Origin of the sequence: Kutzneria viridogrisea DSM 43870 (genome assembly GCF_000525635.1) — a bacterium.
In the GTDB taxonomy this organism is placed as follows: Bacteria; Actinomycetota; Actinomycetes; order Mycobacteriales; family Pseudonocardiaceae; genus Kutzneria; species Kutzneria viridogrisea.
The window spans coordinates 4,382,186-4,393,933 of record NZ_CP007155.1; the positions used below are offsets into that span (position 1 = coordinate 4,382,186).

Sequence of the window (11,748 nt, forward strand, 5' to 3'; positions counted from 1 at the left end):
GAGTAAGTCCTAAGTCCGGGCGGTGGCTGAAGACGGACGAAGGGTGTTCAAGATCAGTTTGTGAGGACCGACCTGAACACCCTTCTGACCGCACTCTACGTCAAGATCGATGACCACCTCGGCAGGCCCGCCCGGACCGGACGCCCGCCCAAGCTGACTGACGCCGAACTACTCACTCTGGCCGTGGCCCAGGCTCTGCTCGGCATCCGCTCCGAGGCCCGCTGGCTCCGGTTCCTGCCCCGCCACCTGCCCGGCGCTTTCCCGTATCTGCCCCAGCAGTCCGGCTACAACAAGCGGCTGCGCACCGCCGTCCCGCTGCTCAAACGGATCATCCGGCTGCTGGCCCTGGACACCGACCTGTGGACCGACGCGACCTGGATTGTCGACTCCACCCCGGTCGAGTGCGGCCGCTCCCGCGAGACCACCAAACGCTCTGAACTCGCCGGCTGGGCAGGCTACGGCTACTGCTCCAGCCACTCGCGGTTCTTCTGGGGACTGCGCCTACACCTGATCTGCACCCCGGCAGGACTCCCCATCACCTGGGCGCTGGCGCATCCGAAGCTCGACGAACGCCAGGTGCTGATGGCGATCCTGGACCACGACCCCACCGTGCTGGCCGACCGACCCGGTCTGCTGATCATCGCGGACAAGGGCTACGTCTCCCGCGAGCTGGACGCCTACCTGGCCGAGCGCGGGGTGCGGCTGTTGCGCCCGTCGTATCGCAACCGCACTCCGCATCCGGCCCAGCACCTGCTCAAACCCGTCCGGCAGTTGATCGAGTCGGTCAACGACAGCCTCAAAGGTCAGCTCGACCTGGAGTTGCATGGCGGCCGCACCATCGACGGCGTGACCGCGCGCATCGCCCAACGCCTGCTCGCACTGACCGCTGCGATCTGGCACAACCGGGCCACCGGCCAGCCCGTCACCCGATCCCTGATCGCCTACGACCACTGATCAGTTAGGACTTACTCGTCTAGGTCACCGGGGTGAATTGGCCAATCCTACTGCCGGTCTGCCAGCCGGCCTTGTACAGGCGCCCCTTACAGATCTTGAGCAGGCGCTGATCCCGGCGCGGGACTGGCTGCATGTGATCCGGTTGCCGGCCTACGCCCCGGATCTCAACCCGGTCCAGCGGGTCTGGTCGCATCTCGAGCGCAGCCAATATCGACCCGAGCTGGCTGGTGCCTTCTTCGCCCAGACCGGGCTGACACTCGACTCAGCACCGCCGTGACCCCGATCTTTCAAGATCGCTAGCTACACGCCGCATCCTTGCGTAGCTCGTTCCGGGACGCGATCGAGGAGTCTCCCGACGAGCGCACGGTGACGCTGACGAAGTCGGCGCCTGCGGTCCTGGCGGCTTGGTACGCGGCCTCGCACATGGCAAGCGCCGTCGCCGTGTCGCCCTTGTCGAGCATGGTCCTCACCAGCACGCCCTTACCGTCGACCGAGACCGCTTTTACCTTGTGGAACCACGGCGCCTGGCTGTTGGCGTCGTGGAACTTCACTGGCACCTCAGCACTCGCCGGTGTCTTCGCGGTCGTGGTGTTCGGTGCACCATCGGTTCTGATGACCGTTAGGTTGGTGCAGCCGGTGAGGACCAGGGCGGCGACGGCCGCGACGAGCGGCAGTGCGTGACGCATGTGCGAGTTCTCCCCCAGACGGTGAAGGGCGCCGACCCCTCGGGTGCGAGTCCCGCGGTCAGAATGTGGCGATCGGGTTGACCGGGCTGCCGGACGTACCGGCGAAGCGGACCGGCGCGACCGCGAGGTGGAAGTCCCACTGGCCGAGCTCGGCAGCCGTCCTCGCGCACACCTCCAGGTCGCAGTTGTCGAGCAGCCACAGACCCATCGCAACCAGGCTCACGGCGTGAACCGGCATCAACACGTCCTCGTACCCCGACGGCTGAACCTCCTGCGGGGTGTCAGCGCCGATCAGCGCGACCTGCCGTTCATGCAGCCACGGCAGGCAGGACGCGTGCCAGCCGGCCTGCGTGACACCGCTGGCCGCACCGGCCTCGTGCCGGAACCGGCCATAGCCGGTCCGCAGGAGTACCGCATCGCCGGAGCGCACCCGCACACCCTGGCGACGCTCGGCCTCCTCGAGATCCTCGGGAAACACACCCTGCCCCGGTTCCAACCACGGCACATCGCGGACCCTCGCGATGTCCAGCAGGACACCACGCGTGATGATCCCGTTCGCCGCCGCCGTGACGGCCGCCCACGCCGATCCCGTTGCGGCGTCGACCAACGAGTGCGACCGCCCGTTGTACATCGTGCCGTCCCAGAAGATGTGGCACGGCGAGTCGACGTGGGTCAGGGTGTTGCCGTGGAAGGTGATGCCGAGCCGCTCGTGCGAAAAGCCCCAGCGCCGGTCGTTGCGGAATCCGGGCAGCGGCATGTCCTCGGCACCGGGCATGTCGGCGGCGCACGGGCACGTCGTCGTCGACCGCTCCATGTCCTCCGGTACGGCAACCTCCCATGCGCACGACACGCTCCTGCCGTGGCGCACGGCCCGCGCCGCCGCCAGCCGGACGTCGTCGGTGATGTGGTTCAGAGTGCCGAGCTCGTCGTCCTCGCCCCACCGTCCCCAGTTCGACAGCGTGTCGAAGTACCCGAGCACGTCGTCCTGTGTGGGTATCGGTCGCCCTGCCGTCATCCCAGCATCGACTCCTCCGGTCACGCGGTTCGAGGCACCAAGGCCCGCTGAACTGGCATGACACTAGATCAGCGGGCCAGCAGTCGGCCGATCAGGAGGTAGGGTACTTTGATCGCGGCTCAGCGGATCATGGCCTCGGAGATGGCGGGGTCGCGTTCGTAGTCACGGGCCAGGCGGTGGTGCGGGGTCAGCCAGGCGAACGTCCGCTCGACCGCCCACCGGCTCGGGATCACGGCGAATCCTCGCTGGCCGCCGGTGCCCGCGGACCGTTCACGGTGAGTTCGTGCTGGCGGACAACGAGACCGATCGTGCGACCGCCTCCGGGATCACCTCGCCGGGCAGCAGCAGTTCGTCCCCGTCCATGCGGCCGTGCAGGTAGACGCAGTAGTACAGTTCCGTGCCCTCGTCGAAGACGTAGGACACCGCGGCCTGCCTGGCCTCGTCGGAGGGGACCTCGTCCTGGTAGAGGTGTACCCGCACGTCACGAACGGTCAGCCCGACCAACGCGCGCAACCAGGACGGCGCCCCGAGCTCGGACAACCGGTACCGGTCGGCGTACGGGTCCTCCGGCAGGGGACTGTCCTCGACGAGGAGTGAGAGCTGGCTCGGCCAGACCGCCAGGCTGTGCACGAGGCCACCGGAGAAGGTCAGCTGGGTCGGGCCGGAGAGCTTGGCCAGGTAGTCCGGCGCCGCACCACCGTCCTGCACGAACTCCTCCACCGGGGTCGCCGTCACGCGCTCGACCTCCACCAGGCTGCGGCCGATCGCCCTGCCGAGCAGCTCGCGCCGGGCCAGCGGCAGCCGGTCGGCGAGCTGTGCGTCCGTGGTCACGGTGCCTGCCCTTCCCTGCGCAGTCGCAGCACTCTGCGGAACCTGTTGATGATGTCGCGGATCTTCGGGCTGGGCGGCCTGCCCAGGGTGATCGCGACCGGGTCGTTGACGAACACCGCCCCGTCGGACTTGCGGATGATGAACTGGAAGTCACCGACGTTCATCGGTACCTCGCTGAGTTTCCGGTGGATGTTCTCCAGGTCCGCGATGGTCCGCTCGGTGACGTACTGGGCGTTCACCCGGGCCAGTTCGGGATCGGCCGCGGGCGAGCTGAGCCGTCCGATGATCTCCTTGCTGCCGACCCCGTCGATCCTGCGCAGGATCAGGCGCGGGGCACCGGTCGCGGTGCGTCCCTCCGCCACGTACACCGTCGGGATCCCGGCCAGCTCCAGCTCCACCATCGCCCGCGCCTCGTTGCTTGCCCGACCGGCGCCGAACTTGCTGGCCAGGTCGGGTCGGCCGCGTACCTCGGCGACCGAACCCGTGCCGCCCCTGCCGAACACGGTGCCCTCCTCCAGGTTCAGCGGGACCGGCGGCCGACTCCTCGCCCACCGGACCAGTGCGTCGAGCCGGGGAGCCCGCTGCGCGGCGGGCAGGTCCAGGGTCCGCTCCACCGCGGCCATGATGGCAGGATCGGCCTCGGCGAACAGCTGCCCCACCGGGGCGGTGTACAGCCCCTCCTGCTTGAACCGTGCACGCAACTGCTCGTGCGGCGACAGCACACCCGGGCGCGCGGCCCACGCCGCCGCGGCGGTCGCGCCCAGGGCGAGCACCGCCAGCGCGAACGCGACGGCGTCGGCCTCCGCGGTCATCCGCGCGAACTCCGCACTGCCGGGGTCGACCAGTTCGGTACCCGGCCGCACGGCCGTGCCCTCGGCGGCGGTCGCCGCCTGGGCCTCCCGGTAGCTGTCGAGCGCCTGCCAGCCCGCGGCCGCGGTGCCCAGACCCACCAGCAGCAGGGCCAGCACCGGGCCGGTGACCAGTGCGATGGCGAAGACCAGCTGCTCCCCGGCCTGCAACAGCTGCCGCACCAGCGCACGGTGCACGGCGTGCTCGGCGACGGTGTCGACCGCGACCTGGTGCCGGAACCCCTCGGTCCAGGTGGAACCGCCGACCGCGGCCTGACCGCGGTAGAGCTGCTGGTGCAGCGGGGTGAGGTCGAGCGGGTCCAGGTCGCCGCCGAGAGCCGTGCGGGTGGCGGCGATGTCGGCGAGGACCTTGCGCAGCGGTTCGGTGACCAGTTTCCTGGCCCGCGCGGGGTCGGACTCGGTGACGAAGGCGCCGGTCGCCGCGCTGGAGCGCTCGCGGGCCAGGCCGAACAGCACGGGGTTGGCGCCCACCAGCCTGCCGATCTGCTCGGAAGCCTCGGCGTGGCGCCGGTTCAGCTCCTCGTACGGCTTGATCCGGTACACCAGCACATCCCCGTAGGGCAGGTCCTCCGGCTCGACGGTCAGCGGTGGGGGCGCGCCGGGCTGGAACGGCACCTGGTACTTGACCTGCCGACCTGTCCAGTCCGCGTCGACCTCGCCGCCGTCGCCGATCCGCCAGCCCACCCGCGCCTGGCGAGCGGCCTCCTGGGCGTGCTGCAACCTGGCCACCGAGGCGGCGACCTGTTGCACAGCGCTGATCCGACTGGTCTGCTGCGGTCCGGGGCGCACCTCGCCTGGGCCCAGCGCGTCCAGTTCGTGGTGCACCAGCGTCTCGTTGCCGGACAGGTAGTGCCGGGCGAGCGCGGTGACGTCCTCACGGAACCGGTTCTGGATGGCGCGGTAGACGCGCAGCTCGGTCAGTTCGGCGCCGCGGTCGACGCAGTCGCGCCACAGACCCGGGTGGGCCGCGGTGAACCGGATCAGCCCGGCCTCGTCGAGTCCGTCCCACAGGCGTTCCAGCGCCGCCTCGTCGTAGGGTCCGACCCAGGTCTGGTCCAGCAGCACCTGGATGAGCTGGAACCGGTTGGCATCCGAGATCCCGGTGAAGTCCTCGACCCGCTTGACCTCCGCCGGGGTGGTGGCGGCGATGTCGGCCGCCGGGCGGGGCGGGAGGACACGGGAGAGCTCCTGGGCCATCCGGCTGGCTTCGTACGCGGAGGCCGGGGTGCGGGGTGTCCCCGGGGTGCCTGCTCGGAGGTGGTCGGCCGGTCGTGGTGGCTCATGATCAGGCACGGCGACTCCGACCTCCCCGCAACGCACTGGTGTCCGTCGACACGGGGGAGAGCGTTCACCGGGACCGTCACCCGGACGTCACCGCGAGGTCAGTGGCAGCGTTGGTACACGTGGGCCGGGTCGCCCGCCGCGACGAGCTTGCGGTCCCGCAGGATGGTCGCCTTCGGCGTGCCGGGTCGGCCGCACACCTGGCTGAACTCGCCGTCGAGGTTGTCCGTGTACTCGATGTCGATCACGTGGTCGCCGTAGACCTCGGTGTACGAACCGCACTCCTGGAACTGCACGCACTCCTCGGCCACCGCGAAGTCGAACCCGGCCTGCTTGCCTTTCGCACTGAACTCGGCGGCGTTCTTCTGCCCGATCGCCATGCCGTTTGCGTGCACGACCTGCGCCAGCGCCGTGGCGAGCGCCAGGTTGTCCTCGGCCCTGAGCTGGCCACCGGACCGGCTGTACGAGTCCAGGTTGTCGATCTCGACGGCCCGGAAGCCCTTCTGCGCGCACACCTTCACGCCGCGCTCGACCACCTCGACCAGTCGCTTGCGCTTCGCCTCGGTGGAGGTGTCCAGGATCAGCTCCTCGGGCCACTTCTCGTCGACGAGCGGCTGACCATCGACCCCGTTGACGACCAGGTCCCTGCGCTGTTCCAGCCAGTCCCGGCGGTCAGCGGGCTGGCTCTGGAACCCGTTGACGTAGCAGATGTTGTACAGCCCAGCAGCCGGTGTGGCCGTGCTGTCGCGCACCACCAGCTGGGTCCCGTAGGGCGGAGGGTAGGCCCCGCCGAGCTGGTAGTCGAACCGCGCGTCGCCGGGCAGTGCGAGTGGTGCCGTGGGTGCGGCGGGTGGCTGCGTTGACGGGGAACATCCGGCGAGCAGCCCCACCGCGATCACAGTGCTGGTCGACAACAGCGCGGCGCGTCTGTCCACCTGGGGCCCTCTCCGTCTGCTGCCTCGGGTTGTCCTCTCCAGGTGAGGATGATGCCATTGACGAGCCTGTGTGGTGCTCGTCCGTGACGCCAAGCCGCGGCGCCACGGACGAGCCGAACCAGTGCCTTCCCGACGGTTGCTCAGCAGAAGCCGAGCATCAGGTCCAGTGCGGCATACTCGGGTTCCGTGATCGACAGGCCGTAGACGTGTTTGACGTCGGTCCAGGCGCGGGAGTACTCGCACCAGTAGGCGGTGTTGGACGGCCGCCAGGAGTCCGGTGTCTGATCGCCCTTGGCACGGTTCGAGCTGGCCGACACCGCGATCAGCTGGGAGTGCACCAGATCGTTGGCGAAGGCCTTGCGGCGGTCGGTGGTCCAGGTGTCGGCACCGGAGCGCCAGGCCGCTGCCAACGGCACCATGTGGTCGATGTCCAGCTGCGAGGCCGAGGTGAGGGTCTTGCCGTCATAGGGACTCCACCAGGTGCCCGACACGGCGCGGCACTCGGCGTCGGTCCGCACGTCCTGCCCGTCCCGGGCGAGCACGACCTCGCGGGTGTCGCAGCGACCGCCTTGGCTGCTCCAGTGCGGGAACCGGCTTCGCGAGTACCCGGCCATCGAATGCGGCGGCTCGATCACCAACTCGGCCAGCTCCGTGCGCGCGGTGGCGGCGGGTGGGGGAGGTGGGAGCTGCCGGGTCGTTACTGGTGTCGTGGCGGCGGCGGGGTCGGCGTGCGCTGGTGTTGTCGTGACGGTGAAGGCAGTCGCGAGGGCCACGGCGGCGGCCGTGATCGCTCGGGCGAACCTGGTTGTCACCATGCGGATCCTCCTCACCACCGTCCCAGCAGGAATCCGGGACGTGTCGGCTTCACCCTGGCCGTCTCACCGGGAGCGTGGGGCGGCCAGGAGGTGGATCACCCGGAGCCGCAACCGAACAGCGCAGTCGATCACCCGCTGGTGATCATCCCTGCCTCACCGGACACCGGGCCGGGTGTCGAGCGCCAACCTGGACGGTGGTTGTGGCCCTGGCAGTTCCGGGAGTAGCGAGGCCAGTCGGCGGTAGGACTCCAGCCGCTCCTGCTGGTCGAAGGTCGACAGGGTGACCAGCACCTCGTCGGCACCGCTGCGACTGATCAGCCCGTCGAGCGCGGCGGCCACCGCCGACTCGGTGCCGTGGACCTGTCCGCGCACGGCCCCGTCGAGCAGTTCGCGTTCGCGGCCGGTCATCGGCGAGGCCAGGACCTCCCCGGCGGGCAGGAGCGGGGGGAACACCCCGTGGGTCCGCGAGTACACCGTGGACCAGGCCTCGGGCAGCAACATCCGCCAGGCCCGCTCGGCGGTGTCGGCCAGCGCCACCGAGGTGCTGACCACCACGTACGGCTGCGCCGACCACGGGCCGGGCCGGAACCGGTCGCGGTACTGGTCGATCAGTCGCAGCATGCGCGGCTCGTCGCCGACGGCGGCGATCACCAGCGGCAGCCCGAGCACGGCCGCGTGGTCGGCCCCGGCCCCGGTGGCCAGCACGAACACCTCCGGCGACAGCCCCTCGGCCGGTACCGCGTGCACGCCGGGATGGCTGCGCTGGTCGCCGGTGAAGTAACCCAGCAGTTCGGCCACCTGCGTCCCGAACTGCTCCGCCGCGGCCTTGTCCCGCCCCAGCGCGCGCCGGATCCCGTCCGTGAAGCCCACCGACCGGCCCAGCCCGAGGTCGATCCGCCCCGGGAACAGGCTCTCCAGCACGCCGAACTGTTCGGCCACCACGAGCGGCTGGTGGTTGGGCAGCATCACCCCACCGGTCCCGACCCGGATCGTGGCGGTGGCCGAGGCGACCGCCGCCGCGAGCACGGTCGGCGCCGATCCGGCCACCCCGGGCACGCTGTGGTGTTCGGACACCCAGAACCGGTGGTAGCCCAGGTCCTCGATCTGCTGGGCGAACCGCACGGTGTCGCGCAGGGCCTGCGCGGGCGGTTGGCCCTGCCGGACCAGGGACCGGTCGAGCACCGAGAACCGCGTTGATCTCACTTCCCGCTCAACAGCCGCGGGATCAGGTGGTATTCCCTGTCCGCCAGCGGCGGGCCAGCGATGCTAGGTCGGCCACTGGCAGTGCGCCGTTCTGCAAGGAGTTGCTGGGCGACGCCGACGGGGCCGCTGCCGCCCTCCAACTCGCGGCGCCGTGCTGAGCGCAGCCGAGGATCCCTCGGATACCGACCGCGTTGCCGTGATCACCGCGGTGGACCAGGACGGCTGACTCGTACCCGAGCCACTCAGGTTCGTGCCGCGGTGATCAGCACCGTGGTGTAGTGCATCGTGAAGCTGCCGCCCACCGCGTCGACCGCGGCCCCGATGCTCGCCAGCACCTCCGCCAGCTTGTCCGGCGGGAGTTGCGTGGCGGAGCCGTGGGTCGGGACCTGGTCCAGCCACTGGTCCCGGGTGTAGTTCTGCTCCCAGTCGAACCGCCACTGCTCCGGGGCGCCGAACCCGCCCGCCTGCCGCATCCCGTCGGCGGCCTTGTCGAGCAGTGCCTGGTACGGGTTCGAGTCTTGCCCCGCCGACTGGGCGTTGAACCTCAACGGTGAGTCGGGCACCACCCGGCGGTAGACCTCGGCGGTGGCCGTCACCACCTCGGGCGGCGGCTGGAACACGTTCCAGAACGCCGCCAGCCTGCCGCCGGGACGCAGCACCTGGGCCGCCTTGGCTGCTCCGGCGACCGGGTCGACCCAGTGCCAGGCCGTGGCGGCGATGGCCGCGTCGAACACGCGCCCGGCGGGATCCCAGTCCTCGAAGCGGGCGACCTCGACCTCAAGTCCCCGCTGGCGGGCGTAGTCAGCCATCCGCGCGTCGGGCTCGACGCCCAGTACCGTGCACCCGGCCGCTTGGAACTGCCGCGCGGCGATACCGGTACCGGCGCCCACGTCGAGGATGTCGGTGCCGGGACTGGTGGCGGTGATCCGCTCCACCAGTGCGTCGGGGTAGTGGGGACGGGTCCGGTCGTAGCGGTCGGCGTCCACCCCGAACGACTCCGCCATCTTCCGTGCGCGATGAGGCTCGCTCTCCATAGTGGGCATGTGCCCACTCTAGTGGGCGGATGCCCACTAGGCAACGGTCGGCGGGAACTCGTCGAGTGGCGGCCCGGGGCGGGTGTCGCTGGAATCGCCTCGGGTTCCGCTCAAACTCGCCATGTGTTCGAATCAATCACCCGCTTCCTTGACGAATCCTGGTCGGGCTAGTTCCGGAAGTCTGCGCTCGCGGTTGCGGGTGAAAGCGGTGGGTGCGGTTCTGGTACGCAATGTTCACCTCGGAACTAATAGTGGCGCTCATTCACCGTTGACGGGGTACAATTCCGAGTACTGCTCGTCATTGGTCGATGTCAAGTTGGCTTCATGTGACCTGCGCTGCACGGAGTGTCGCTGTGAATGCCTGCGGAGTCACTACCTGCATGGATGCGGTTTTCGTGCGATAAAACCACCCGACTGGAGCAACTTGCGTCGCGAAATCCTGAGATGTGCTATTCGCGCAGCGATTTCCACCGTTCGGCGGTAGCGCTCAAGGAAACGGCACGGGACTGTGGAAAGTGGACGGCGACGGTTGTGGTGGCCCCAACTGTCGGTAGTGCGGATCGCTGGGCATGAAGGCGTGAGGCGGACCGTTGGCGAGGTAATCGTCACGGCCGACGAGTGCCCTGGGGGTCAGTGGTGAATAGCTCACTGACTGTCCGGCGATTTGACCACCTCTTGGGGAAGGTATTCCGTGTTGTCGAACGTGTCATGCTCGGGCCTGCCCGCTGCCCAGCGGGATGCGGACCGTCCGGATGGAACCGACCAGGACCTCCTGGGCGCCAGACTCGCCGAGTTGGGCGCCCGGCACGGCGTGCCGGGCGCCCAACTCGCGGTGCTGCACGGGGAACGGCTGCGCCACGCGCAGTTCGGGGTCCAGGACCACGCCACCCGCCGCGACCTCGGCCGGGACGACAAGGTGCCGGTGGGGTCGATCACCAAGGCGCTGACCGCCACCCTGGCGATGATCCTGGTCTCCGACGGGGATCTCGACCTGGACCAGCCGGTGAACGGCCCGCTGCCCGAACTCGGCCATGGGCTCGGTGACCAGCTGACCCTGCGCCACCTGCTCGGCCACACCGGTGGGCTGGCCGGGGAACTGGACGAGCAGTTCGCACTGACCCTCTCCGCGCGCCGCTACGTCGCCGAGTGCTGTGAGCGCCTGCCACTGGTGGACCAGCCCGGCCGGTCGTTCTCCTACTCCACGGCCGGGTACGTGCTCGTCGGCAGGCTGATCGAGGCGGCAACCGGGATGAGCTGGTGGGAGGCGGTGGACACGATCCTGTTGCGGCCACTGGGAATTGACCCGGTGTTCATCGCCGGACCGACCGCGGCCCGGCCGACCGCGCCGATCGTGACCGGCCACTCGGTGAACCTGGTGACGGGCTCGGTCCGCGCCGTGGACCAGGTGCTGGCGCCCGCGGAGGCGGCCGCGGGCGCCCTCGCGCTCAGCGCCCTGGACCTGGTCGCGTTCGGGCGGTTGCACCTGGCCGACACCGACGGGGAACTGCTGTCCGCCGCGGTGGCCAAGGAGATGCGCGAGCCGGTGGAGCGGGCCAGACCGTTCGGCCTTGCCGATGGGTGGGGACTGGGGTTCGCCCTGTTCCGCCAGGGCGGCACTGAATGGCTCGGCCATGACGGCACCTCCGACGGCACCTGGTGCCACCTGCGGATCAACCCGGCCGCGGGCACGGTTGTCGCGCTCACCACGAACTCCACCACAGGTCTGGCCCTGTGGGAGGCGCTGGTGTCGGAGCTGCCGGAGCTGGGACTGCCTGCCGGTCGGTACACCGAGCCACCCGGACGGGGCCGTGCGATCCCGCTGCCCGTCGAGTGCGTCGGCCGCTACCTCAACGGGGACACCGAGTACACCGTGGTCGCCGAACCCGGTGGTCCGCCCCGGCTTGTCGTGGACGGCAACCCGATCGCCGAGCTGGCCGTGCACGACTGCCTCACCTTCACCCTGACCGAACTGGGCACCGGCCAACGCATCCCGGCCGGGCGCTTCCTGCGCGACCAGTTCACCGCGCGGATCACCGGCATGCAGCTCAGCGGCCGGCTCGCCCGCCGCCAGTAGTCACCCCCCGGTCCGTCCGTTCCAGCGGCTCAGGCGAGCCCTGGCGATCAT

General features: G+C 69.9%; 11 protein-coding genes. 3 read left to right on the plus strand and 8 right to left on the minus strand.

Translation table 11 applies throughout. The features are described 5' to 3' along the window. Nucleotides 1-60 precede the first annotated feature (60 nt). Together KALB_RS19430 and KALB_RS45425 are read left to right on the plus strand one after the other, a co-directional pair. Entirely contained in the window at nt 61-954 is an 894-nt protein-coding gene (locus KALB_RS19430; protein ID WP_025357383.1) for an IS982 family transposase, read from the plus strand. 37 nt (nt 955-991) lie between these two features. Next, nucleotides 992-1,231 (plus strand): transposase, encoded by a 240-nt coding sequence (locus tag KALB_RS45425; RefSeq protein ID WP_201771939.1) that lies wholly within the window; start codon nt 992-994, stop codon nt 1,229-1,231. A gap of 19 nt (nt 1,232-1,250) precedes the next feature. On the opposite strand, the gene KALB_RS19435 is transcribed toward KALB_RS45425, so the two are convergent. From KALB_RS19435 to KALB_RS19470, 8 genes are all read right to left on the minus strand, one after another. Continuing rightward, on the minus strand, nt 1,251-1,640 hold the full coding sequence (locus KALB_RS19435; protein ID WP_148309534.1) for a hypothetical protein: 390 nt from the start codon (nt 1,638-1,640) through the stop codon (nt 1,251-1,253). A gap of 58 nt (nt 1,641-1,698) precedes the next feature. Then, nucleotides 1,699-2,619 carry a cyclase family protein gene (locus KALB_RS19440; RefSeq protein ID WP_236650280.1) on the minus strand — a complete coding sequence of 307 codons (921 nt, stop codon included), beginning with the start codon at nt 2,617-2,619 and terminating at the stop codon, nt 1,699-1,701. Between the two features lie 306 nt (nt 2,620-2,925). Then, nucleotides 2,926-3,486, minus strand: a complete 561-nt coding sequence (locus KALB_RS19445) for a hypothetical protein (RefSeq protein ID WP_025357385.1) — start codon at nt 3,484-3,486, stop codon at nt 2,926-2,928. Beyond that, the gene (locus KALB_RS19450) at nt 3,483-5,552 is read right to left on the minus strand and encodes a hypothetical protein (protein WP_025357386.1); all 2,070 of its coding nucleotides are present in this window, start codon (nt 5,550-5,552) and stop codon (nt 3,483-3,485) included. The genes KALB_RS19445 and KALB_RS19450 overlap by 4 nt, the downstream gene beginning before the upstream one ends. A 185-nt stretch (nt 5,553-5,737) precedes the next feature. Further along, complete coding sequence (locus KALB_RS19455; protein WP_025357387.1) at nt 5,738-6,571, minus strand: endo alpha-1,4 polygalactosaminidase; 834 nt, start codon at nt 6,569-6,571, stop codon at nt 5,738-5,740. Nucleotides 6,572-6,711: 140 nt separating this feature from the next. Continuing rightward, nucleotides 6,712-7,386, minus strand: coding sequence for an HNH endonuclease family protein (locus KALB_RS19460; RefSeq protein WP_025357388.1), 675 nt, complete (start codon nt 7,384-7,386; stop codon nt 6,712-6,714). Between the two features lie 153 nt (nt 7,387-7,539). After that, a complete protein-coding gene (locus KALB_RS19465; RefSeq protein ID WP_025357389.1) occupies nt 7,540-8,589 on the minus strand; it encodes an LLM class flavin-dependent oxidoreductase in 1,050 nt (349 codons plus the stop codon). 242 nt (nt 8,590-8,831) lie between these two features. Then, the gene (locus KALB_RS19470; protein WP_042220557.1) at nt 8,832-9,632 is read right to left on the minus strand and encodes a class I SAM-dependent methyltransferase; all 801 of its coding nucleotides are present in this window, start codon (nt 9,630-9,632) and stop codon (nt 8,832-8,834) included. A gap of 694 nt (nt 9,633-10,326) precedes the next feature. Here KALB_RS19470 and KALB_RS19475 point away from each other — a divergent pair. Then, nucleotides 10,327-11,697, plus strand: a complete 1,371-nt coding sequence (locus KALB_RS19475) for a serine hydrolase domain-containing protein (RefSeq protein WP_236650363.1) — start codon at nt 10,327-10,329, stop codon at nt 11,695-11,697. The last annotated feature ends 51 nt before the right edge of the window (nt 11,698-11,748 follow it).